Source organism: Curtobacterium sp. ER1/6 (assembly GCF_001742745.1).
Classification (GTDB): domain Bacteria; phylum Actinomycetota; class Actinomycetes; order Actinomycetales; family Microbacteriaceae; genus Curtobacterium; species Curtobacterium citri.
This window is the reverse complement of sequence record NZ_MJAK01000004.1, coordinates 215845-238881: the sequence shown is the minus strand read 5'-3', so window position 1 is coordinate 238881 and position 23037 is coordinate 215845. Positions and strand designations below refer to the sequence as shown.

20 protein-coding genes are annotated in these 23037 nt (G+C 73.9%); 7 read left to right on the top strand and 13 right to left on the bottom strand.

Annotation, left to right across the window (positions count from 1 at the left end):
- Positions 1-30: 30 nt before the first annotated feature.
- Positions 31-1164 carry a glycosyltransferase family 4 protein gene (locus Cus16_RS08780; RefSeq protein WP_069712241.1) on the bottom strand — a complete coding sequence of 378 codons (1134 nt, stop codon included), beginning with the start codon at positions 1162-1164 and terminating at the stop codon, positions 31-33.
- A gap of 134 nt (positions 1165-1298) precedes the next feature.
- Here Cus16_RS08780 and Cus16_RS08775 point away from each other — a divergent pair, with 134 nt between their 5' ends.
- Positions 1299-2441: a glycosyltransferase family 4 protein gene (locus tag Cus16_RS08775; RefSeq protein WP_069712240.1), complete on the top strand. Its 1143-nt coding sequence runs from the start codon at positions 1299-1301 to the stop codon at positions 2439-2441.
- 71 nt (positions 2442-2512) lie between these two features.
- On the opposite strand, the gene purE is transcribed toward Cus16_RS08775, so the two are convergent.
- From purE to Cus16_RS08755, 4 genes are all read right to left on the bottom strand, one after another.
- Positions 2513-3022: a 5-(carboxyamino)imidazole ribonucleotide mutase gene (gene purE, locus Cus16_RS08770; protein ID WP_223246565.1), complete on the bottom strand. Its 510-nt coding sequence runs from the start codon at positions 3020-3022 to the stop codon at positions 2513-2515.
- Between the two features lie 9 nt (positions 3023-3031).
- On the bottom strand, positions 3032-4147 hold the full coding sequence (locus Cus16_RS08765; protein WP_069712239.1) for a hypothetical protein: 1116 nt from the start codon (positions 4145-4147) through the stop codon (positions 3032-3034).
- Positions 4148-4205: 58 nt separating this feature from the next.
- On the bottom strand, positions 4206-5666 hold the full coding sequence (locus Cus16_RS08760; RefSeq protein ID WP_069712238.1) for a glycoside hydrolase family 6 protein: 1461 nt from the start codon (positions 5664-5666) through the stop codon (positions 4206-4208).
- Positions 5667-5794: 128 nt separating this feature from the next.
- Positions 5795-6931, bottom strand: coding sequence for a 5-(carboxyamino)imidazole ribonucleotide synthase (locus tag Cus16_RS08755; protein WP_069712237.1), 1137 nt, complete (start codon positions 6929-6931; stop codon positions 5795-5797).
- A 141-nt stretch (positions 6932-7072) separates the two neighbouring features.
- On the opposite strand from Cus16_RS08755, the gene Cus16_RS08750 reads away from it, so the two are divergent.
- Together Cus16_RS08750 and Cus16_RS08745 are read left to right on the top strand one after the other, a co-directional pair.
- Entirely contained in the window at positions 7073-7573 is a 501-nt protein-coding gene (locus Cus16_RS08750) for a GtrA family protein (RefSeq protein ID WP_069712236.1), read from the top strand.
- Between the two features lie 48 nt (positions 7574-7621).
- Positions 7622-9238 (top strand): DUF2142 domain-containing protein, encoded by a 1617-nt coding sequence (locus Cus16_RS08745; protein WP_069712235.1) that lies wholly within the window; start codon positions 7622-7624, stop codon positions 9236-9238.
- Positions 9239-9352: 114 nt separating this feature from the next.
- Here Cus16_RS08745 and Cus16_RS08740 read toward each other — a convergent pair whose 3' ends face one another.
- From Cus16_RS08740 to Cus16_RS08730, 3 genes are read right to left on the bottom strand one after another with little or no spacing between them, the layout of a single operon-like run.
- On the bottom strand, positions 9353-10660 hold the full coding sequence (locus tag Cus16_RS08740; RefSeq protein WP_069712234.1) for a UDP-glucose dehydrogenase family protein: 1308 nt from the start codon (positions 10658-10660) through the stop codon (positions 9353-9355).
- A gap of 52 nt (positions 10661-10712) precedes the next feature.
- Complete coding sequence (locus Cus16_RS08735) at positions 10713-11261, bottom strand: PH domain-containing protein (RefSeq protein ID WP_069712233.1); 549 nt, start codon at positions 11259-11261, stop codon at positions 10713-10715.
- 4 nt (positions 11262-11265) lie between these two features.
- On the bottom strand, positions 11266-12123 hold the full coding sequence (locus Cus16_RS08730) for a biotin--[acetyl-CoA-carboxylase] ligase (RefSeq protein ID WP_083263837.1): 858 nt from the start codon (positions 12121-12123) through the stop codon (positions 11266-11268).
- 75 nt (positions 12124-12198) lie between these two features.
- Between Cus16_RS08730 and Cus16_RS08725 the strand changes: the two genes are divergently transcribed.
- Complete coding sequence (locus tag Cus16_RS08725; protein WP_069712232.1) at positions 12199-13794, top strand: acyl-CoA carboxylase subunit beta; 1596 nt, start codon at positions 12199-12201, stop codon at positions 13792-13794.
- A 40-nt stretch (positions 13795-13834) separates the two neighbouring features.
- A complete protein-coding gene (locus Cus16_RS08720; RefSeq protein WP_083263836.1) occupies positions 13835-14146 on the top strand; it encodes an acyl-CoA carboxylase subunit epsilon in 312 nt (103 codons plus the stop codon).
- Positions 14147-14662: 516 nt separating this feature from the next.
- Here Cus16_RS08720 and Cus16_RS08715 read toward each other — a convergent pair.
- The 4 genes from Cus16_RS08715 to Cus16_RS08700 all read right to left on the bottom strand — a co-directional run bounded on the left by Cus16_RS08715 (position 14663) and on the right by Cus16_RS08700 (position 19156).
- The gene (locus Cus16_RS08715) at positions 14663-15712 is read right to left on the bottom strand and encodes a hypothetical protein (RefSeq protein WP_069712351.1); all 1050 of its coding nucleotides are present in this window, start codon (positions 15710-15712) and stop codon (positions 14663-14665) included.
- The gene (locus Cus16_RS08710) at positions 15709-17046 is read right to left on the bottom strand and encodes a sensor histidine kinase (protein WP_083263834.1); all 1338 of its coding nucleotides are present in this window, start codon (positions 17044-17046) and stop codon (positions 15709-15711) included. The genes Cus16_RS08715 and Cus16_RS08710 overlap by 4 nt, the downstream gene beginning before the upstream one ends.
- A 5-nt stretch (positions 17047-17051) precedes the next feature.
- Positions 17052-17768, bottom strand: coding sequence for a response regulator transcription factor (locus Cus16_RS08705; protein ID WP_069712231.1), 717 nt, complete (start codon positions 17766-17768; stop codon positions 17052-17054).
- Between the two features lie 128 nt (positions 17769-17896).
- Positions 17897-19156 (bottom strand): class I SAM-dependent RNA methyltransferase, encoded by a 1260-nt coding sequence (locus tag Cus16_RS08700; RefSeq protein WP_069712230.1) that lies wholly within the window; start codon positions 19154-19156, stop codon positions 17897-17899.
- A gap of 14 nt (positions 19157-19170) precedes the next feature.
- Here Cus16_RS08700 and Cus16_RS08695 point away from each other — a divergent pair, with 14 nt between their 5' ends.
- Both Cus16_RS08695 and Cus16_RS08690 read left to right on the top strand, forming a co-directional pair.
- Positions 19171-20022 (top strand): Maf family protein, encoded by an 852-nt coding sequence (locus Cus16_RS08695; RefSeq protein ID WP_069712229.1) that lies wholly within the window; start codon positions 19171-19173, stop codon positions 20020-20022.
- 79 nt (positions 20023-20101) lie between these two features.
- Entirely contained in the window at positions 20102-21880 is a 1779-nt protein-coding gene (locus tag Cus16_RS08690; protein ID WP_069712228.1) for an acetyl/propionyl/methylcrotonyl-CoA carboxylase subunit alpha, read from the top strand.
- Positions 21881-21963: 83 nt separating this feature from the next.
- Here Cus16_RS08690 and Cus16_RS08685 read toward each other — a convergent pair whose 3' ends face one another.
- On the bottom strand, positions 21964-22899 hold the full coding sequence (locus Cus16_RS08685) for a hypothetical protein (protein ID WP_069712227.1): 936 nt from the start codon (positions 22897-22899) through the stop codon (positions 21964-21966).
- Positions 22900-23037 lie beyond the last annotated feature (138 nt).

The window sequence follows — 23037 nt, the reverse complement described above, 5'->3', positions numbered from 1 at the left end:
CCGCGCCGGCCGTTCCTCGCGCGGCGGCGGTCAGTCGCGCGCGAAGGCGGCGACGGTGTCCGTGTACTCGCGCCAGCGCCGGTCCGCACCGGCGGCGTCCACCCCGTCACGCAGCCGCGCGAGCGCGCCGGGCTCGACGAGCCGGCGCAACGCGTCGGTGAGCGCCGGGACGTCGTCCGCGGGTACCACCAGGCCGTCGACGCCGTCGCGGACGTCCAGCGGGAGCGTGCCGGCGTCCGAGACGAGCGCGGGGACGCCGAACCGGTGCGCCAGCGCGACGTTGATCGTCGACGACGCGGTGCGGTACGGGAGCGCGACGACGTCGAAGTCGGTGATCGTGCGGGCCATGTCGGACATCGCGACGTAGCCGTCGACGATCTCCACGCGGTCCTCGACCCCGAGGGACCGGACCTGCTCGCGGTACTCCTCGACGGGCTGCCAGAACTCGCCGCGGACGACGACACGGATGCCGGGCACCCGCGACGCAGCCTCGATGAGCTGGTCGACGCCCTTGTAGCGGCGGACCATGCCGAAGAAGCCGACCGTGACCGGGTCCCCCGGCGTGCCCGACGGCACCGGGTGCGGCGCCTCGCCGGGGGCGCCGAGGAGCAGGTCGGCCAGCGGGAGCCTCGTGACCCGGACCTCCACGGGGCTGTCCGGACCGAGGATGCGGCGGGCGATCGCGGCCTGCTCGTCGCTGTGCACGAGGACCGCGCCGTACTGCCGGTAGAGCAGCCGGATCAGGGCCTCGTCGAACCGGCCGTGCTCGTGCGGCAGCACGTTGTGCGCGAGGACGACACCGCGTGCACGCCGCCCAGCGGCGAGACGCAGCACCGCGTACGGGACCGCGTGGTACGGCGTCACCGCGGTGACGAGCACCACGTCGGCGCGACGGACGGACCACCCCGCGCGGAACCACGAGGTCGGGTCGTACCAGGCGAGCTTCGCGGAACTGCGGTCGAAGGGTCGCACCTCGGGTTCGGACTCCGGTACACGCGTCGTGCCGGACCGCAGGAACGCGGGGTACTGCGCCTTCCAGGACAGCAGCCGGACGTCGTGTCCGGCGGCACGGAGCCGGTGCGCGAGCGAGGTCGTGTGGGTCGCGATGCCGCCGGAGTACGGGTGCGTGGGCCCGACGATCGCGATACGGAGGGAGCGGGGCACCGGTCGAGCATAACGGCCGTGTCCTCGCGGACCGAGCGGTGTCACGGCGCCCGTGCTCCCGGGAGCGCCCTGGTAGGGTCGGGGCGCCACGGACCGCTCGACGGGCCGTGACGGACGGAAGGAACCAGCCCGCCATGACGACGCTCCGCGTGATCCTGGACCAGGTGATCGCACCGGTCCCCGGCGGCATCGGCCGCTACGCGGAGGAACTCACCCGACAGCTGATCGCCACCGCCCCGGCCGGCTGCGACGTCGAGGGCATGGTGTCCGCCTGCTCCCGTGCCGAGCTCGAGCGGCTCGACACGCTCCTCCCGGGCCTGAGCACCCTGCACCGGTTGCCGCTCGGACGTCGGGAGTTGTCCCTCGCCTGGCAGGCCGGTCTCGTCGGCTCCGCATCCGAGGGCCTGGTCCACGCTCCGAGCGTCCTCGCGCCGCTCGTCAAGCACGACCGCGGCACGGAACCCGGCCGACAGGTCGTCGTCACGGTGCACGACACCGTTCCGTGGACCCATCCGGAGACCCTGACACCCCGCGGCGTGCACTTCCACAAGGCGATGGTGCACCGGGCGTGGAAGCACGCCGACGCCGTCGTGGTGCCGACCCACGCGGTCGCGGCCGAGCTCGACTCGATCCGACGCTTCGACGACCGCCTCCGGGTGATCGGCGGGGCGCCGAGCCCGCGCCTGGCAGTGCCGGTCGACGCCGACCTGCGCGCCGAGCGCCTCGGGCTCCCGCCGCGCTACGTGCTCGCGGTCGGGACCCTCGAGCCCCGCAAGGGCCTGGCGTACCTGATCCGTGCGATGGCCCACCCCGAGGCCCCGAGCGACGTGCCCCTGGTGGTGGCCGGCCCGGACGGCTGGGGCGACATCGACGTCTACGGGCTCGCGGAGTCCGCCGGGCTCGCACGCGACCGTCTCCTGGTGCTGGGGCGCCTCGAGGACGCCGACCTCGCGGTGGCGTACGACCGGGCGACCGTCTTCGTCTTCCCAAGCCTGGCCGAGGGCTTCGGGCTGCCGGTGATCGAGGCGATGCACTTCGGCACTCCCGTCGTGCACTCCGACGACGCCGCCGTGCGCGAGGTCGCCGCCGACGCCGGCGTGATGGTCGCACGCGACCCGCGCGACTCCTACCCCGAGCGGCTCGCCCAGGCGGTCTACCAGGTCACGAACGACCGGACGCTCGCGGAGCGGCTCGCGGTGGCGGGACCGGACCGAGCCCGCATGTACGACTGGCAGGACGCCGCGACGGAGACCTGGCAGCTGCACGCCGACCTCTGAGTGGACGGCACGCGCCGACGACGCCCGCCCTCGGTACCCGCCGTCGACGATCCTGCCGCTCGGCGTGCGGGCTAGAGCGCGTCGCGCAGCCGGGTCGCCTTCTCCTCGACGAGCTGCTCCAGCTCGAGGGCGTGTGCGGCCAGCCGCTCGGCGACGACCGGCTCGGACGACCCGATGATGCGGGCGGCCAGCAGGCCGGCGTTCGCGGCGCCGTTGATCGCCACGGTCGCCACCGGGATGCCGGCCGGCATCTGGACGATCGAGAGCAGGGAGTCGAGGCCGTCGAGCCGGGCCAGCTGCACCGGCACGCCGATGACGGGCAGCGTGGTCATCGACGCGACCATGCCCGGGAGGTGCGCTGCCCCGCCGGCACCGGCGATCACCACACGGATGCCCCGTCCGGCGGCGGCGCGGGCGTAGCGGACCATCTTGTCGGGGGTGCGGTGGGCCGACACGACGTCCGCCTCGAACGGTACGTCGAGCTGCTCGAGCGTCTCGGCGGCGGCCCGCATGGTCGGCCAGTCCGAGTCCGAACCCATGATGATCGAGACGAGGGGCTGGGCGGCTGCGGTGTCGGTCACGGCACGAGCCTAGCCGAGCAGCAGGTCGCGCCAGGCGTCGCCGTCGCGCCCGACGAAGCGTCCGTCGCGCACCCACGCGGCGGCGGCGGGATCGGCGTGACCGCGGGCGACGGCAGCGACGACGGCGGCCCGCCACGCAGCCGGGTCGTCGGGCACGGTCGTGACACCGTGCTGGCCGGCGAGGCGGTAGGACGGCCGGTCCGACACCACCGCGGGCAGGTCGAGCGCGGTGTACTCGATCGCCTTGAGGTCGCTCTTGGCCCGGTTGAAGACCGCGTCCTCGAGCGGGGCGACCCCGGCCCGCCACCGGCGACGGTGCGTCACGAGCCAGCGGGCGAACGCCGGGTAGTGCCCGTCCGGTACCTCGATCCGCCGGTACCAGCCGCCGTCGGCGTCCTCGGTGACGCCGATCACCTCGAGCCGGACCGGCAACCCGTCCGCGGCCACCAGGTCGGTGAACACGTCGCGGAGCAGGGCGAGGTCCGCGGCGTGCGTGAGCGTGCCCATGTAGAGGACGCGGTGCTCCCCCGTGGGCCGGTCGTCGTCGGTCTCCTGGTCGGACCCGTCGGCGGCCACCGTCCACAGCGTGGGGTCGAGGGCGTTCGGCACGACGACCGTCTGCCGGGCGATCGGCCGGACCAGGCGGTCGAGCTCGTCGGTGCTGACCACCACGGTGTCCGCGGCGCGGACCAGGGCGTCGATCGAGGCCAGGCGGTCCGGGTCGTACTCCGCCCGTGCCAGCCGGTCGCGGCCGGATGCAGTGAAGAAGTCGTCGTCCACCTCGGCGACGACGCGGACGGCCCTGGCCCGCAAGGCCGTGAGGAACGGCTCGACGAGGTCGGAGCGCAGGGCGTCGCGTTGCACGAGCACCGAGCGGTACGCCGTCGTGTCGGTGCCGTCGAGGACCGCCGACGGGTCGACCTGCCGGACCTCGGCCACGCCGCTGGCGGCGAGGTGCTCGGTACGGCGCACCACACGAACGTGCGCGGAGGCCGGGTGGGCACCGTCCGCCCCGGCCACGACGTACCCCACCACGGGTGGGCGAGCGGGGTCCGGGACCGACCGGATGCCGGTCAGGGTGCGGCGCAGACGGCCGACGGCTCGGCGGACGAGGGCGTTCGACATGCGGCCATCCTGCCGCACCGGGCAGCGGGCTCCGCGTCGCGGGACGCTCGGGCGCGGTTCAGCGGACCGTGACCGCGACGCAGCCCAGGTCCGTGTTGCCGCCCTCGCCGACCCCGACGGCGGTCAGGCAGACCGTGCGCTTCCCGCTCGCGGCGGCGACCGTCGCGCGGAACCCGTGCGCCGTCCCGACCCCGAACGCCCGGTCGACGTCGGGGCGCGACCCGTTCGCCGCGGTCGTCGCGACCAGCCGGCCGTCGACCGTGATCCGGACGGACACGGCGCTGCGCGGGTCGTCACGGTCGAAGGCCCAGCCGCTGACGCTGACCTGCCGGGCTGCGGGCGACGTGGCCCGGTCCCGGTGGGCGGTGGGACGGACCTTCGGCGCCGGGCCCGCCTTCGGCTTCGGCGAGGGCTTCGGGGTCGTCTTCGCGGAGGGCGCCGGCGTCGTCTTCGCGGAGGGCGCCGGCGTCGCGGTCGGTGCGGGTGCCGGGACCGGCGTCCCGAGCCGTGCGTTCGCGACCAGGCCCTGCGCGAACGACGACCACCACTTCCCCGCGGCCGGTCCCCCGCCGCACGTGCCGTCGCTCGCTCCCGGGGTCTTCACCCAGAGCAGCGCGTCCAGCCGACTGCCGTCCCCGACGACGCGCGGCGTGGTGCCGAGTCCGGCTCCGGGCCCGTTGCACCACGTCCCCCGCCAGCCCTGCCCGTTCCGCGAGGTGTCGATCACGTAGTGCGACCCACCGGTCGCGGCGGACACCTGCTCGGCGTAGGCCTGTTCCTGGGCGGTCGGGTAGTAGTTCGCGACGTTCGTGAAGAACCCACGGGCCTTCCGCACCCCGGCGGCGTCGAGCCGTGCGGCCATCGTCGTGGGCTGGACCCAGTTGGAGTTCCCGGCGTCGAGGTACGCCGCGACGCCGGCCGCGGCGAAGGCGTCGACCTCGCGCGACAGGATCCTGGTGCGCTCCTGTCCGAGCCGCGCATCGCACGCGCTGTTGCTGAGCATCGCGAGCGAGTCCGGCTCGACGACGACCGCAGCGCGGTGTCCGGCGAGCCGCGTCGCGATCCGGTCCACCCACGCGGTGTAGGTCGGCTCGTCGAAGCCACCCGCGGAGTAGCCGCCACAGTCACGGTGCGGGATCGCGTAGGTCACGAAGACCGGTGTCGTGCCGTCCTCCGCAGCCCCGGCGAGGGCCGCGTCGATCGTCCGGTCGAGCGTCGACCCCGTCGTCCAGTCCCCGAGCCACGTCGCCACCGGGTACGTCGCGATCGTCCGCGCGGCGGCGGCCCCGGCGGGGTCGGTCGCGGCGAGCGCGGTCGCGGCCCGTGCGGCCTCGCTCGTGTCCGAGCGGTACGGCCCGGCACCGTACAGCTGGGCCGCGGTCAGCGTCCGGACGTCGGTGGCCGCGACCGCCGGCGGAGCCGTGAGCACTCCGGCGGCGAGGGTCGCGAACGCGGCGACCGCGGCGGCGGTCCCGAGGACGGTCGAGGTGCGGTCGGCGGAGCGTCGCGGGCGGCGCATGGTGGGCTCCCTGGGTGCGGTCGGACGGAGCACCCAGGACACCACTTCGAGGACCACCCGACCACTCGCCAGATCGGGTGGCACCCGAGCGGGTGTCCGCCGTCCTGCGGACACCGCGAACGACGACGTCAGTCGTCGAAGTGCGCCGCCGCCGCGCGTGCTCGGTAGGCGACGTCGTCGACGTCGTCACCGATGACCGTCACGTGCCCGATCTTCCGACCGGGACGCGGGGCCTTGCCGTAGAAGTGGAACTTCGCCTCGGGGTGGTCGGCGAGGGCGGCCGGGTACCGCGCCGCCAGGTCGCCGTCGGCGGGGCCGCCGAGCACGTTGATCATGACCGCGGCCCGCCGGTGTGTGCCCGTCGCCCCGAGCGGCAGGTCGAGCACCGCGCGCAGGTGCTGCTCGAACTGACTCGTCGTCGCACCGTCGATCGTCCAGTGACCCGTGTTGTGCGGACGCATCGCGAGTTCGTTCACCAGGATCCGCTCGTCCGGGGTCTGGAACAGCTCCACGGCGAGGACGCCGGTCACCCCGAGTTCCTCGGCGATCCGGACGGCCAGGTCCTCGGCTGCGTCGGCCAGCCGCCCGGCGCTGTCCGGCGCGGGGGCCACGACCTCGGCGCACACGCCGTCGCGCTGCACGGTCTCGACCAGCGGCCAGGCGACGACCTCACCCGAGGGACGTCGGGCGACGGACTGCGCGAGCTCGCGGGTGAAGGGGACGAGCTCCTCCACCAGCAGGGCCTGCTCGCCGGCGGCCTCCGCGACGGCGGAGAACCAGTCCTCGACGTCGGCGGCGTCCGTGACGACCCGGACGCCCTTGCCGTCGTAGCCGCCGCGCGGCGTCTTCACCACCGCGCGTCCCCCGTGTCCCGCCAGGAAGCGCCCGAGCTCGGCGGCGTCGTGCACCGCGGCCCAGTCCGGGACGGGGACGCCGAGCTCGCTGAGCCGTCGCCGCATCTCGATCTTGTCCTGGGCGACCGCCAGCGCCTGGGGACCCGGGCGCACGGCGACGCCGGCGTCCTCCAGCGCCCGCAGGACGTCCTGCGGCACGTGCTCGTGGTCGAACGTGACGACGTCGACCTCGCGCGCGAACGACAGCACCGTGTCGGCGTCGTGGTAGTCGCCCTCGGCGGTGGCGGCTATGGCCGCCGACATGTCCGGACCCTCCGCCAGGACCCGGATGTCGAGGCCGAGCTCGACCGCCGCGGGCACCATCATCCGTGCCAGCTGTCCCCCACCGACGACCCCGACGCGCAACGCCATGCTGAGTGTTCCCTCCGTCGTTCCCACCGTCCGGCGAGCACGCTCTGTCTAGACTCGGTCTTCGCCGCCGGCGCCCTCGCGAGCGCGACGCGGCCCGTGCCCTGCACGGTCAGCGACAACTCTACGGACCCTGGAGACACCGTGCGGCGACTCATTGCACAACTGGCGCGCTTCGGTGTCGTCGGTGCGGTCGGCTTCGTCGTGGACTTCACGATCTTCAACGTGCTGCGCGCCACGGTGCTCAGCCCGGACGAGGTCCACTCGGGTCCCTTCTGGGCCAAGGTCGCGTCCACGGTGGTCGCGATCTTCGTGAACTGGATGGGCAACCGCTACTGGACGTTCCGCGACCAGCGACGCGCGGTCGCCACCCGCGAGGGCGTCGAGTTCGTCGTCGTCTCGCTGGGCGGGATGGTCATCTCGCTCGGATGCCTGGGCGTCTCCCACTACGTGCTCGGACTGACCTCGGCGCTGGCCGACAACGTCTCGGGCAACGTCATCGGCCTGGCCCTCGGCACGGCGTTCCGGTTCTGGCTGTACAAGGTCTGGGTCTACCACCCCGACCGCGCCGACCGGGCCGTCGACGCCACGGCCGACCCGGCACGGCCGGACACCCAGGGCAACCGCGTCTCGACCGGCGTCTGACACGGGCCGCCCGCGCGGAGCCGTCGCACACCCCGGTACCGTTGGAGCGTGACGTCGACACGAGTCCCCGAGCCCACGCCGACCGCCGCGACGGTGACTCCCGCGAGCGGCGCGACGCACCCGGCGGTCGCCGCCTGGGAACGCGTGGCCGTCGCCGTCGTCACGGTGACCTTCACGCTCTGGCTCGTCGTCTGGGCCCTCGTCGTCCCCGTGTTCCAGGCGCCGGACGAACGCGCACACGTCGACGCCACGGTGCAGCTGGCGCTCGGGAACGCGTGGGCGCCCCCGGGAGACCTGCGCATCCTCGACGCCGTCACGGCCGCGCAGCAGGAGCAGGCCGCCGGGCCGGCCCCCACGTGGTCGACCGTCACCGAGCTGCTCGCCACCGCCCCCGGCACGAGCGACACCGTCGACCAGATGACCCAGCACCCGCCCACCGCGTACCTCGTCGGTGCCGCGGCGCTGCGGGTCGCGCACTACGGCGACCTGCGGTGGGACCGGGCGATCGAGGTGCTCCGGCTCGTGGACGTCGCATGGACCGCGGCGCTCCCGCTGCTGGCGTGGGCGACCGTCCGCCGGCTCACCCGGTCGCCGCGTGCCGCCCTCGTCGGCGCCGTCGCGCTGTTCGCGACCCCGCAGCTGGCGTCGATCGCGTCGTCGGTGACGAACGACGCCCCGGTGATGCTCCTGGGTGCCGTCGTCACCTGGCTCGCGACCCGGATGCTCACCGGCGACCTGCGGCGGCGCACGCTGGTCGGCACCGCGGTCGCGCTGGCCGCGCTGGTCTGGTGCAAGGGGACGGGGCTCCCGGCGGTCCCGTTCGTCGCCGTGGTCGTCCTCGTCGCCGGCGCGGGCGTCCTGCCGCTCGCGCGGCGCGTCGGACGCACGGTGACCGTGATGGTCGTCTCGGGCCTCCTCGGCGCGTGGTGGTGGCTGCACAACCTCGTCACGACCGGACACCTGCAGCCGAACGGGTACGAGCAGTACCGCCCGCCGAAGCCGTTCCCGCCCGGCGAGGGTCCGGAGCTCCGGACCTTCCTCGACGTGAGCTGGGGCACCATCACCCGCACGTTCTGGGGCAGCCCCGGCGGTGGCGCGCAGGTCAGCATCGGTGCCGTGCTCACCGCCGTCCTGACCGTGGTCGCGCTCGGCGTCGTGCTGGTCTGGGCGTTCCGCCGCTCGACGGTCCGCCCGGTCGTGCTCTGCCTGGCCGTCTTCCCGGCCCTGCTGATCGCCGGCCAGACGTGGACGAGCGCGCACGCGTACCTGTCGACGACCTTCGTCGCGGCGACGCAGGGCCGCTACTACTTCCCCGCGATCGTCTGCCTGGTCGCGCTGAGCGCCGTCGCGTGGCGTCGCATCCCGCGGACCGACCGGGGGCGCGGCGTCCTGGCGACGGTGCTCGCCGTCGGTTCGGTCGTGCTCGGCTGGTACGGGCTCGGGGTCGTGACCGCGTGGTTCTGGAACGCTGCGCGGGGACCGGTGACGGCAGCGGGGCTCGAGCGCTGGGCCGCGGCCGGCCCCGTTCCCGTCGGCGTCGTCGGTGTCCTGCTCCTGCTCGTCGCCGCCGGCTGCGTCTGGACGCTCGTGCGGGTGGCGCGGGCTCCGGGCGTACCGCGGCTGGCCGACCCCGACCGGGAGCCGTCCGTCCCCCGGCGCGCCTGACGGGACGTGCCCTGATCTGACGCGACGCACAGACGCACCGACACACAGACGAACCGACGGCCGGCGACCACGTGGGTGGTCACCGGCCGTCGGCGCGTCGGGGTGCGGGAGCGCTCAGCGCCCCATGCCGCGGTAGGTGAAGCCGGCGGCCGTCCAGGCATCGCGGTCGAGGCAGTTGCGCCCGTCGACGACGACCGGGACCGCCACGAGCGACGCCGCCTCGGTCGGGTCGAGCTCGCGGAACGCCGTCCACTCGGTGAGCACCAGCACGAGGTCCGCCCCGGTCAGCGCCGCGGTGGCCGACTCCGCGTAGTCGAGCTCCGGGTGCAGCCGCCGCGCCGTGCCGACCGCCTCGGGGTCGTACGCGGCGACGGACGCGCCGAGCTCGTGCAGTCGCGCCGCGATGTCGAGCGCCGGGGAGTCGCGGACGTCGTCGGAGTTCGGCTTGAACGCCAGGCCGAGCACGGCCACGCGCTTGCCCGAGGCCGAGCCGCCGAGCAGCTCGGTCGCAAGGTCCACCACGTGCGCCCGACGACGGAGGTTGGTGGCGTCGACGTCGGCCAGGAACGCGAGGGACTCGCCCACGCCCAGTTCGTCGGCGCGGGCCTGGAAGGCACGGATGTCCTTCGGCAGGCAGCCGCCACCGAAGCCGAGGCCGGCGTTGAGGAACTTGCGACCGATGCGGTCGTCGTGCCCGATGGCGTCGGCGAGCGCCGTGACGTCCGCTCCGGCGACCTCGGCGATCTCCGCCATCGCGTTGATGAAGGAGATCTTCGTGGCGAGGAACGCGTTCGCGCTGATCTTCACGAGCTCGGCGGTGGGCAGGTTCACGACGAGCCGGGGCGTGCCCGCGGCGAGCGCCTGCGCGTAGACCTCGTCGAGCGCGGCGACGGCCCGCTCGCCGGACTCGCCCTCGGGGACGCCGTAGACGAACCGGTCGGGCGAGATGGTGTCCTGCACGGCGAAGCCCTCGCGGAGGAACTCGGGGTTCCAGACGAGCGTCGCTCCCGGCACGGCCTGCTCGACCTCGGCGGCGAGCCGGGCGGCGGTGCCCACCGGCACCGTGGACTTGCCGACGACGAACTCACCGGCGGACAGGTGCGGCGTCAGCGCGGCGACGGCGGCGTCCACGTACGTGAGGTCCGCGGCACCGGTCGGCCCCTGCGGGGTCCCGACGGCCAGGAAGTGCACCGTGGACCCGGCGACCTCGGCCATGTCCGTGGTGAAGCGGATGCGCCCGGAGGCGAGCGCCTCGGTCAGGATCTCGGGCAGTCCCGGTTCGAAGAACGGGGCGTCGCCGGACGCGAGACGCTCGATCTTGGCGGGGTCGACGTCGACCGCGACGACCTCGTGCCCGAGCTTGGCCATGGAAGCGGCGTGCACGGCACCGAGGTACCCGCAGCCGATGACGGAGATACGCACGGCACGACGCTACCGGCTCGCGGGGGACGAACCCAATCCTCGGTCGAGGACGTCAGCGTCGGTCGTCACCCCACGGCGGTCGCGCGGGACCGCCGACGATCTCGTCCCAGTCGGGTTCGCGGTGGCGGCGGCGGGCCTCGTACGCCTCGACGAGGTCGTGCAGCACCGCGACCACGAGGTCGGCGTGCGGCACGTCGGCGAGCACGAGCGGCGGCTCGTCGCCGGGGAACACGAGCACGTCGCCCGAGCGCCACACCCCCTGCATGCCCTGCCGCCGGACCGTCACGTCGTACCCGCGGGAGTGCAGGAGCTCGCGGCGGGTGCGGGTGCCGAGACCGTGCGACACGACGAGCCGCCGGGTCGTGACGACGTACCGCTCGGACATCCACCGCAGCAGCGGGACGAGTCCCCCGAGCACCACGAGCAGCACGGTCAGACCGGCGACGACGACGTTGAGCCAGGCGAGCTGCGCCCGGAAGACGCCGAAGCCGAAGCCCCCGGCGAGTGCCACGAGCACGACGAAGACGGCCGGGCGGACCAGCCGGCGGGCGTGGGGCCGGAGTCGCGCGACGACGCGTTCGGGCGGCGTCTCGGCGGTCATGCCGTCATGCATACCGCAGGTGGGTGAGGTCCCCCACCGCGACGCCCCCGGACCGGCCGTCCCGATCCCGGATCGTGATGCGGCCGTCGTCGTCGATGCCGGTGGCGTCGACCTCCTCCACCGTGCCGTCGGGCAGCTCCAGGCGGACACGGCGACCGATCGTGCCGCAGGCGGCCCGGACGCGGGACCGCACCGTCTGCGCGGCGTGACCGCCCGCGACCAGGGCGGCCACCGCCTCCAGGACGGCCGACGTGGCGGCGGACAGCACCGCGTCCGCCAGGGCGGGTGCGTCGTCGACGGCACCCGCGACCGCGAGCGAGGTGGAGGTCGGCGTCGGCAGGCGGTCGGCGGGGATGGTCAGGTTGACGCCGGCCCCGACGACGACGCTGCCGTCCGACGCGACCTGGCAGAGGATGCCGGAGACCTTGCGGCCGTCGACGAGGACGTCGTTCGGCCACTTCACCAGCACGCGCGGCTCCGTCGTGCCGCCTGCAGCGTCGTCGGTCGGACGGGAGGCGCGGTCCGGCCCGGTCGTGTCCGGCAGCACCGCGGTCACCGCGTCGCGCATCGCGAGTCCGGCGACGAGCGGCAGCCAGCCGCGGTCGCGGTCGTCGAGGTCGGCCCGGACGAGGACGCTCGCGGCGAGCGCCTGCCCGGCCGGGGCGCTCCAGGTGCGGTCGAGACGCCCGCGACCCGCGGTCTGGTCGAGGGTCACCACGACGCTGCCGTGCGGCCGCGCCGGCGCGACGGCGAGCAGGTCGGCGTTCGTCGAACCGGTCCGGTCGCGGCGGTCGAAGCGCCCGCCCGCGGCCTCGACGACGGCACGGGATCGCGGCAGGTCGGCCTGCTCCGGTGTGGACATGCACGCAAATGTACGGGCAGGAACCGTGGGGGTCCTCCAACCGGGGCCGTCCGTGCCCGCCGGTAGGGTGAGCGGGTGACCACAGGAGACACCCCCGACCTCTCGACCACGGCCGGTCGCCTCGCGGACCTGCGCGACCGGTACCACGAGGCCGTGACCGCCGCGGGCGAGGCCGCCATCGCGAAGCAGCACGCGAAGGGCAAGGGCACCGCCCGCGAGCGCATCGAGCAGCTCCTCGACGAGAACTCGTTCGTCGAGTTCGACGAGTTCGTCCGCCACCGCACGACGTCGTTCGGCATGGACGCCAAGCGCCCCTACGGCGACGCGGTCGTGACCGGCGTCGGCACGATCCACGGCCGCAACGTCGCGGTCTACGCGCAGGACTTCACCGTCTTCGGCGGGTCCCTGGGCGAGGTCGCCGGCGAGAAGATCGTCAAGGTGATGCAGCACGCGCTGAAGACCGGGGTGCCGATCATCGGCATCCTCGACTCCGGTGGTGCCCGCATCCAGGAGGGCGTCGTCGCCCTCGGCAAGTACGGCGAGATCTTCCGGCTCAACACCCAGGCGTCTGGTGTCATCCCGCAGATCTCGATCGTGATGGGCCCGGCCGCCGGCGGTGCGGTCTACTCCCCCGCCCTGACCGACTTCGTGATCATGGTGGACAAGACGAGCCACATGTTCGTCACCGGACCGGACGTCATCAAGACCGTGACCGGCGAGGACGTCGGCTTCGAGGAGCTCGGCGGTGCACAGACGCACAACGCCGTCTCCGGGGTCGCGCACTACCTGGCGGAGGACGAGTCCGACGCGCTCGACTACGCCCGCTCGCTCGTCGGCTTCCTGCCCGACAACAACCTGTCCGACGCACCCGCCTACGACGTCGCGCCCGAGCTCGAGACCACCGACGCCGACCACGAGCTCGACACCGTCATCCCGGACTCGACGAACCAGCCGTACGACGTCACGACGATCATCGAGCACGTCGTGGACGACGGCGAGTTCCTCGAGGTCCAGCCGCTCTTCGCGCCGAACATCATGGTCGGCTTCGGCCGGGTCGAGGGCCGTACGGTCGGCATCATCGCCAACCAGCCGCAGGCCATGGCCGGCACGCTGAACATCGACGCCGGCGAGAAGGCAGCGCGCTTCGTCCGGTTCTGCGACGCCTTCGGCATCCCGATCCTCACCCTCGTCGACGTGCCCGGCTACCTGCCCGGCACCGACCAGGAGTGGACGGGTGTCATCCGCCGCGGGGCGAAGCTCCTCTACGCCTACGCCGAGGCGACGGTGCCGCTCGTCACGGTGATCACCCGCAAGGCCTACGGCGGGGCGTACATCGTGATGGGGTCGAAGCAGCTCGGCGCCGACATCAACCTGGCCTGGCCCACGGCCGAGATCGCGGTCATGGGCGGGCAGGGCGCCGTCAACATCCTGTACCGCGCCGAGATCAAGCGCGCCGAGGAGGCCGGCGAGGACGTCGCCGCCGTACGCGCGCGTCTGGCGAACGAGTACACCTACAACGTCGCGTCGCCGTACCTGGCGGCCGAGCGCGGTGAGCTCGACGGGATCATCCAGCCGCACGCGACGCGCGTCGCGGTCATCAAGGCGCTCCGGGCGCTGCGGGGCAAGCGTGCCGCGCTGCCGCCGAAGAAGCACGGGAACATCCCGCTGTGACGGCCGTGCAGTGCGCCGAGGGCCCCGGAGGCGACGCCTGATGGGGCGCCACGCCGCGGCCGTGCCCGCCGACGCCCCGGTGCCGACCGACGCTCCGGTGCCGACCGACGCTCCGGTGCCGACCGACGCTCTCGTGGGGACGGGGGCCGACGTGACCGTCGTCGCCGGGGACCCGAGCCCCGAGGAACTCGCCGCCGTCGTCGCCGTGCTGCAGCGCCGGGCCGACGAGGTCGCCGCCGCCGGGCGTGCCGAGGTGACCGTGTCGCCCCGCGCCGGCTGGGACGCCTCGGCGCGCGGCCTGCGCCGCCCGCTCGAGCACGGGCACGACGCCTGGAGCCGCTCGATCCGCTGACACCCCGGCAGCACCGGCCCGCGCACCCGACCCCCGCCGTTCACCGGCGGGGGTCTTGCGCGTCCGGGGGGAACCGGGCGACGATGTACCCCGTGGGCGGGCACCGCTCGCGACCGGATCGACGGGTTGCAGCGTGCACTTCCCGGTCCGTCTCCCCCTGATCGGGGGACACCGCGCGGGGCACGGCACCGGAACGGGCTGATTTGTCCCCCGAAATGACGACTGACACGCCCGTGTGGACCGGGCATAGTAGTTCGTGTTCGGTGTCCTTCAACGAAGAACATCACCGGTCGGTGGCCGACTAGGGTACGACGCCATCGACCAGCTACGAGCCAGGGCGGTATTCGGGTTGTCGCTCAGGCTCGGGTCGTGAACGGGCCGGTTCCTCGGAACCGGCCCGTTCCCCGTTTGCGGCATCATCCTCGATCCGGTCTCGCTCCCCACCGCGCGGGGCCTGGCGGCCGCGCTCAGCGCCGCAGTCGCCCGTCGCGCCGCAGTCGCCCGTCAGGCCGCGGGTCAGACGGTCGCGTGCCGCGGGATCTCGAGCCAGAGCACGACGGAGTCGTCCTCGTCCCCGTCCTCGTCGTCCAGCCCCGCTCCGAGGGCCGCCGACTCGCTCGCCGCCGTGTCGAGCCGCAGCCCCACGACGGTGACCGCCGCGTCCGAGCCCTCGGCGACGGTGCGCACGATCACGTTGTCCGCCCCGCGGGCCCGACGCAACGCCTCGGCGATCTCGGCGTGCACGCGCCGCAGGTCCTCCACCTCGAGCTCGTCGAGGCCGCCGTCGTCGTGCAGCTGCACGGTGGCACCCCGTCGTCGGAGGCGCATGACCTCGTCGCGGACGTCGTCGGAGAGCAGCGAGCGCCCGCGGATCTCGTCGCGGATCGCCTGCTCGAGGTGCAGGCTCTCCGCGCGCTCCGCCTCCGTCAGGTCGCCACCCTGCGCGATGACCTGCTGCAGCATCGGCAGCGCCATCCGGGTCGTCTGGCTCAGGCGGAGCTGCCGTTCGAACACGTGGGCGTCCTGCGCGGCCTGCCAGTCGGCGGTCTCCTGCTCGGCGCGGAGGAACTCGGTGGTCGCCGTGGTCGCCCGGCTCATCGCGACGGCGAACCACGTGGCGATCGCCACCCACGCGACGCTGCCGGCGACCCCGAGGTCGGCGAACGCCCCCGGCCCCGCCCACAGCACGACGTAGAGCGTCAGGAAGGCCACGCCCACCCACGCGAACGCGCGGCGGCCCCGCACGACGAGCACGACCATGAGCGTGCCGACGGCGGCGACCCACCAGGTCGTCGAGTCGTTCTTGTGCGCGAGGTCGGCGACGGGGGCGGCGATCACCGGCAGCACCAGCGCCGTGGCGAGCGCGAAGCACGCCGCCCAGACCGGCAGCGCCCGCCCCGGGGCGAAGAGGACGACGGCGCTCGCCACGGCGTAGAGGGCCATGCACGCCACGACGGGCGAGACGTCGGTCACCGTCGTGAACGAGGCGAAGCCGAGCACGAGCTGGTACACCGAGAACAGCGCGGCGAGTCCGATCGCGACCCGCGCGGGCAGCGAGACCCTCACGCCGGCACCTCCGGGGTCCACTCGAGCCGGATGCGCGTCCCCGCGCCGGGGTTGCTCGCGACCACGGCGGTCCCGCCGACGGCCTGCACACGCTCGACGATCGACCGCCGGACGCCGAGCCGGGCTGCCGGGACGGCGCCCAGGTCGAAGCCAGCGCCGTCGTCACCGATCTCGACGCGCACCGCGCTGCCGCGCTGGTCGACGCTCACCCAGCGGTCGACCTGCGGTCCCCCGGCGTGCTGGACGCTGTTCACCGAGGCCTGGACCGCGGCGGCGGCGAGGGCCTCCGCGACGATGGCCGGCACCCGCAGTCCGCCGTCGTGCCCGTCGATCAGCCGGACCGGTGCGGCGAGCCCGTCGACGGCCTCCGCGATCCGGTCCCGCAGTTCGTGGACCCGGACCGGCGGGGCCTCGCCGGGCTGGTCGGTGGCGGCGGCGGCGAGGTGGTCGATCGCGTTCCGGGCCATCCGCGCCGCGAGCGCCCGGGCCTCGGGTGTGTCCGCCCGCGCCGCGGAGAGCAGGGTCGTGAGCACGCTGTCGTGCACGATCGCGTCCACCTGCACGCGCTCGACCTCGGTCGCGTGCTCGCGGATGGCCGCCGAGTACCGCCGGACCGCCGTCGCCTGCGCCGTGTCCACCGCGGCCGCCGCGCGACGCAGCAGCACGGCGATGACGAGCACCGCCCCGCTGAGGAACGCGGTGAAGACGCCCTGGAGCACGGCGGGCAGTCCCGCTTCGCCCCCGAGCGGCGTCAGGCGGATCGCCACGTAGACGGCGGGCACGAGCGCGGTGTAGACCGTGGCGCGCCAGGGCGCGAAGCCGAGCGCGGCCGCGGTCGAGCCGACCGTGCAGAACCACCACGGCCACGGGACCTGATCGGCGGGGATCGCCTGGTGCACGGTGAGCGGCCACGTGACGAGCACGACGAGGAACAGCAGGGCACAGCTGATCTGGGCGACCTGCGCCAACCGCTGCACGAACGCCGTCGCCCCGACGAACAGGAACGAGGCACCGAGTGCCGCCGCCGACACCGGACCCCAGACCTGGTCGAGGTTCGGGAACTGCCCGACGACGTTCGGCACGTACAGCGCGCCGAACCCGATGGCGGTCAGAGCCAGGAGCACCGAGAAGAGCCGCTCGACCGACGCCTGGGTGATGGCGGACCGCAGCCCCCGCGTCGGGTCGGCCCCGAACGGTGCCGGCGTCGACGACGCCCCGGTCGCCGCGCCGAGACCGACGTCGACGGACGGTGCCGCGGCGGCGCGGGTGGCGGTGTCGCCCGGTGCGGTGCGGTCGGTGCGCCGGGACCTCGCCGGCTCGGCCGTGGTGGCCACGGTCGTCAGCGGCCGTCGGTGTCGGGGTCGATGCCCGAGTCGAGGCCCGGGAGGATCCCGTCCTCGACGGCACGACGGAGCAGGTCGACCTTCGTCGGCGCCGGACGCCCGACCTCCACGTACTTCACGCGGATGCGGTCGAGGTACTCCCGGGCCGTCGAGTAGCCGATGCCGAGCTGCTGCGCGGCGAGCTTGAGCGGCAGGCCGGACGCGTAGAGGTGCAGGATCTCGCGCTCACGCCGTCCGAGCTGCGCCTTCGCGAAGTCGCGGTCGGCGTCGATCGCGCTCGCCCACTCGAGGTTGTTGAGGACGTCCCCGCGGGCGACGGTGGCGACGGCGGCCATCACCGTCTTCGTCGCCGAGGACTTCGGGATGACGCCGGCCGCCCCTGCGGCCAGGGCCTCGCGCACGCTGGCGACCCGGTCGGCGATGGAGTGCACGAGGACCGCCGATCCGGTCCCCTGCACGCCCTTGACGTTCGCGGTCACGGTCGAGCCGTCGCCGAGCGACAGGTCGAGCACGACGACGTCGACCTCACGTCCGCCGAGGTTCGCGACGTACTCGGGCACGCTCGCGGCGGTGAGCACCACCTCGAACCCCTCGTTCTGGCACGCCGCCTGGATGCCGAGCCGCACGGACTCGTGGTCGTCGACGACGGCGACGCGGACGGGCCTGGTGGCCAGTCCGGTCGCTCCGCTGCTGGTGTTCGTGTCTGCTGCCACGGTGGCCTCTCGTTCCGATGCACGCCCGGCCCCTGTCGCCGGGAGCGATCATCGTCTGAGGATACCCGTGTCGGCGGCCCCGACGGTGTTCCTGCACACCGCGGCACACCGGGTCGGGCCCGCGCGGCTCAGGCGATCGGCACGAGCCGCGCGACGGCCTCCAGGTGGTGGGTGTGCGGGAAGAGGTCGAAGGCCCGCAGCGCCTCGAGTCGGTAGCCGAGGTCCGCGAAGGTCGCGACGTCGCGGGCGAGGGCGACGGGGTCGCAGGCGACGTAGACGACCTGCGCCGGCTGGAGGGCCGCGATCTGCACGACGACCTCGCGACCGGCTCCCGAGCGGGGCGGGTCGAGCACGACGGTGCCGGCGCGGAAGCGCTGCAGTTCCGGTCGGGAGGCATCCGCCGCGGTCCGGGCGAGCCAGCGGTCCACGCGGCCCGTCTCGGCACGGGCGCCGATCCACTCGGCCAGGTTCTCCTGCGCGTGCTCGGTGGCGCGCGCGGCGCTCTCGACGCTCGTGATCCGGGCCTTCGGACCGACGACGTCCCCGAGCGCCGCCGCGAGGAGCCCGACGCCGCCGTAGAGGTCGAGGTGCTGCCCCTCGGGGTCGAGCCGGTCCCGGTCGACCAGGTCCTGCACGGCCGCGGTGAGCACGGCCGGCGCCTGCCGGTGCACCTGCCAGAAGCCGGTGTCGTCGACGGTGAAGGAGCGGTCCCCCACGACCTCGGTCACGACGGTGGGCTTCTGCTCGTCGATCACGAGTCGGGCGCCCTCGGCACCGCTCGGGGCGAGGACGTCGACGACCGAGGCGCCCGGCATCGCTCCGCGGGCCAGCGGCGCGGCGTCCTGCACGCGCTGGGCGGCGAGGGGCAGGGAGGTCACCGGCACGATCGTGTGCGACCGGGCGGCGAAGGGCCCGGCGGTGCCGTCCTCGTCGACGTGCAGACGGACACGCGTGCGCCACCCGAGGCCGTTGGCCTCGTCGTCGCCGGGGGCCGACTCGACCGTGACGTCGTGCCCGAGCACCTCGGCGAGGTCGGTCCGGGCGAACCGCGAGAACGCGTCGACCAGGACGTCGTGCTTGAGCGTGCGCTGGTGCGGCAGGGCGACGTGCCCGAACTCGGCGCCGCCGGCGCGCACGGCGGGATCGCGGTCGAGGGCCGCCTCGGGCCAGACGTGATCGACGCGGTGCTCGCTCGGCGTCACGACGGACACGGTGTCGGCGCGCCAGAACGACTTCTTGCGGTCCTCCGTCACCCGGGCGACGACGCGCTCCCCCGGCACCGCGTCCGAGACGAAGACCACGCGCCCCTCGTGCCGTGCCACCGAGATGCCGCCGTGGGCGATCGCGGTGACGTCGAGTTCGAGCAGCGTGCCGACGGATTCACCCATGGTTCGATGTTCCCATGCGTCTGTACCTCGCGAGTACGTCCCCCGCCCGCCGTGCGCTCCTCGCGCAGACCGGCATCGAACCCGTGCTCGTCGCGCCGGGGGTCGACGAGGACGCCGCGGTGGCCGCCGCGTCCGCCGCGCTCGGGCGCGACCTGACCGGACCGGAGCTGGTCGGGCTGCTCGCGATCGCCAAGGCGGACGCCGTCGCGGACGCCCGGATCGCCGGCTCCCCCGTCGACGGCTTCGTGTTCGGCGGCGACTCCGCGTTCGAGGTCGACGGCGTGCTGTACGGCAAGCCCCACGACCCGGACATCGCCCGCGACCGGTGGCGGCAGATGCTCGCTGCGGGCGGCGGCACGCTGTGGAGCGGGCACTGCGTCGTGGACCGGCGCCGGGCCGGCGACGCGACCACCGGACGGACTGGGCCCACGCCGCCGGTCCCGGAGCGACGCGCCAGCGGCGGTCCGGCCGTGCCGGTGGGGGGAGGCGCGGGGCGGGCCGGCACCGTGCCTCCCGTCCGACAGGTGGACCCGTCGGGCGGCGGGGCGCTCGGCGTGGCCGGCCACCTGGGGGACGTCGCGCCCGGCGGGTCGACGCTGGTCGCCGCCGGCGACCACGTCGTCGCGGTCGACAGTGCGGTGCTCACGTTCGCCGACGACATGGGCCCCGAGGAGATCGACGCGTACGTCGCGACGGGCGAGCCGCTCGAGGTCGCCGGGGCCTTCACCATCGACGGCCGGGCGGCCGCCTACATCACCCGGATCGACGGAGCACCCTCGGCCGTCGTCGGCCTGTCGCTGCCCGTGCTCCGGTCGATGCTGCTCCGCGGGTTCGGCGTCGCGTGGCACGACCTCTGGTCGCTGTAGCCATCCACACTCGATCGACGTCGTTCTTTGTACGTGCCGGTCAATTCCGGCTGCCGTGGCACGAATAGGCTGACTCATCATGCCCCGTATCAGCAAGGTCCTCATCGCGAACCGCGGCGAGATCGCCGTCCGCATCATCCGCGCGGCCCGCGACGCAGGCAAGGCATCGGTCGCCGTCTACGCCGACCAGGACCGTGACGCGCTCCACGCCCGCCTGGCGGACGAGGCCTACGCGCTGAACGGCACCACGAGCGCCGACACCTACCTCGTCATCGACAAGATCATCTCGGTGGCCCGCCGCTCCGGCGCCGACGCCGTGCACCCGGGCTACGGGTTCCTCGCCGAGAACGCCGACTTCGCGCGCGCCGTCATCGACGCCGGGCTCACGTGGATCGGCCCGTCGCCGGAGTCGATCGAGCGCCTCGGGGACAAGGTCTCCGCCCGGCACGTCGCCGAGAAGGTCGGCGCGCCGCTGGCCCCCGGCACCATCGAACCCGTGCAGGACGTGTCCGAGGTGTTCGACTTCGTCGACCAGGTCGGGCTGCCCGTCGCGATCAAGGCCGCCTTCGGTGGTGGCGGTCGAGGGCTGAAGGTCGTGCGGTCCCGCGAGTCGGTCGAGGAGCTCTTCGAGTCGGCGACCCGCGAGGCCATCGCCGCCTTCGGTCGCGGCGAGTGCTTCGTCGAGAAGTACCTCGACAAGCCGCGGCACGTCGAGACGCAGTGCCTGGCGGACGAGCACGGCAACGTCGTCATCGTCTCCACGCGGGACTGCTCGCTGCAGCGCCGGCACCAGAAGCTCGTCGAGGAGGCACCGGCGCCGTACCTGACGTCCGAGCAGGAGACGCGGCTGTACGAGTCGTCGAAGGCGATCCTCCGCGAGGTCGGCTACGTCGGTGCCGGCACCTGCGAGTTCCTCATCGGCGCCGACGGGACCGTGTCGTTCCTCGAGGTGAACACCCGCCTGCAGGTCGAGCACTGCGTGTCCGAGGAGGTCACCGGGATCGACCTGGTCCGCGAACAGTTCCGCATCGCCGAGGGCGGCACGCTCGACTACGAGGACCCCGCCCCCCGCGGCCACTCGTTCGAGTTCCGCATCAACGGCGAGGACCCGGGCCGCAACTTCTTCCCGGCACCCGGCCCCGTCCATGCGTTCAGCGCCCCGTCCGGCCCCGGCGTCCGCGTCGACTCGGGCGTCGTGTCCGGCGACGTCGTGTCCGGCTCGTTCGACTCGATGCTCGCGAAGCTGATCGTCACCGGGGCCACCCGCGAGGAGGCCCTGGAGCGCTCGCGTCGTGCGCTCGCCGAGTTCGAGGTCACCGGCCTGCCGACCGTGCTGCCCTTCCACCGCGCCGTCGTGTCCGACCCGGCCTTCGCCACGGACGACGCGACGCCCTTCAGCGTGTACACGCAGTGGATCGAGACCGACTTCCAGAACGACATCCCCGCCTGGAGCGGTTCCCCCGAGGAGCTCCCGGCTCCCGTCGCACGCGAGAGCGTCGTCGTCGAGGTCCAGGGCAAGCGCATCGAGGTCACCATGCCGTCGATCGTCGGCGGTGGCGCCGCCGGTGCCGCCGGCCGTCGTCCCGCGGGCCCGTCCGCTCCCCCGAAGCGCCGGTCGTCCGGAGTGAAGGGCGGTCTGGTGTCGTCCGGCTCCGTGACGTCCCCGATGCAGGCCACGGTCGTGAAGACGGCGGTCGCCGAGGGTGACACCGTGGTGAAGGGTGACCTGCTCGTCGTCCTCGAGGCCATGAAGATGGAGCAGCCCGTGCAGGCCCCGCGCGACGGCGTCGTCACGGGGCTGAACGCCCCCGTCGGCCAGACGGTCTCGTCCGGCCACGTGCTGCTCGAGCTCGCGTAGGGGCACCCCCGCTTCGAACCACGAAAGCGACGTCGAACCACGGCCCACCCCTGGTTCGAGGTCGCTTTCGTGGTTCGTCGCGCTCACCACTCGGGCGTCACGCGGAGCCCACGACGCACCGGGACGCCGGCATCGGCCAGCATCGCGGGGAAGCGTCCTCCCGGGACGACGTCATGCCAGACCGGGCGGATGACGCCGCGCACCTCCGGGAGCGCTCGGAGGCGGTCCTCGCGGAGCTTCTCCGCGATGACGATCTCGTCCGCGGAACGCCCGTCGCGCAGGCCGGGATCGCGGTACTTCGCGAGCCCGTCGAACTCGACGACGAGGCCCTGGTCAGGCAGCCAGAAGTCGACCCGGCCGATCAGACCCGAAGCGTCCTGGAACACCTGCTGCTGGACGGGCGGTGGGCAGCCGACGTCGTGCATGACCAGGTGCGTGACGCTCTCCCCCGCCGACTCGGACAGCCCGGACGCGAGCCCGAGCACCTGTCGAGCACGTCGGTGCGCGCGGACCGGGAGCCGTTGCGTGAGCATCTCCTGGAGGTCCGACTGCTCCACGCCCCGACGGACGCCCGCGTCCGCGACCGCCAGCCCACGGCCACGGTCGTACCGCAGGAGGACGTCGATCGCCGTCTCGGGGACGTCGGTGACGACCAGTCCGTCGACGACCGCGGTGCGCACCCGACGGCCGGCACCCGGCACCTTGTCGACGTGCCGGGTCCGCTGCGTCGTCGTCCGGCGGGGATCGGTCAGCGTCACCCGGTCGGGCACGGGCAGGATCCACGGCAGGCGGTGGAGCACGACCGCGGATGCGTGGGACACCGCGGTTCCGGGTGCTCGCTCGTGCGCTGCCCTCGTCCGAGCGATGTGTCGCTCCCACTCGGTCGCCACGTCCCACTCGGCCTGGACGGCGAACGCCCCGTAGCCGATCACGACCAGCGCCCCACGCTCGACCATGCGCTGCTGGCGGCGTGCCGCGGCTGGGTCCGGGTGCTCTCGGACGACGTTCGGAACGGTCATCTCGTCAGGATGCCGATCGTCGGGCTCCCCGACCGTGCTCGACGGCCGCGGCGTGGAGGACGCCCCCGTTCCACAGCGCCGTGACGACGAGTGACGAACCACGAATCCGACATCGAACCAGGCGCAGGGCGTGGTTCG

Bases quoted from the DNA above. Each gene is read 5' to 3' on its own strand.
- Cus16_RS08730 (WP_083263837.1), bottom strand. From the start codon at position 12,123: ATGTCCACACCGGAGCAGGCCGACCTGCCGCGATCCCGTGCCGTCGTC.
- Cus16_RS08760 (WP_069712238.1), bottom strand. From the start codon at position 5,666: ATGCGCCGCCCGCGACGCTCCGCCGACCGCACCTCGACCGTCCTCGGG.
- Cus16_RS08720 (WP_083263836.1), top strand. From the start codon at position 13,835: ATGGGGCGCCACGCCGCGGCCGTGCCCGCCGACGCCCCGGTGCCGACC.
- Cus16_RS08695 (WP_069712229.1), top strand. From the start codon at position 19,171: ATGCGTCTGTACCTCGCGAGTACGTCCCCCGCCCGCCGTGCGCTCCTC.
- Cus16_RS08685 (WP_069712227.1), bottom strand. From the start codon at position 22,899: ATGACCGTTCCGAACGTCGTCCGAGAGCACCCGGACCCAGCCGCGGCA.
- Cus16_RS08700 (WP_069712230.1), bottom strand. From the start codon at position 19,156: ATGGGTGAATCCGTCGGCACGCTGCTCGAACTCGACGTCACCGCGATC.
- Cus16_RS08735 (WP_069712233.1), bottom strand. From the start codon at position 11,261: ATGACCGCCGAGACGCCGCCCGAACGCGTCGTCGCGCGACTCCGGCCC.
- Cus16_RS08755 (WP_069712237.1), bottom strand. From the start codon at position 6,931: ATGGCGTTGCGCGTCGGGGTCGTCGGTGGGGGACAGCTGGCACGGATG.
- Cus16_RS08775 (WP_069712240.1), top strand. From the start codon at position 1,299: ATGACGACGCTCCGCGTGATCCTGGACCAGGTGATCGCACCGGTCCCC.
- Cus16_RS08690 (WP_069712228.1), top strand. From the start codon at position 20,102: ATGCCCCGTATCAGCAAGGTCCTCATCGCGAACCGCGGCGAGATCGCC.
- Cus16_RS08765 (WP_069712239.1), bottom strand. From the start codon at position 4,147: ATGTCGAACGCCCTCGTCCGCCGAGCCGTCGGCCGTCTGCGCCGCACC.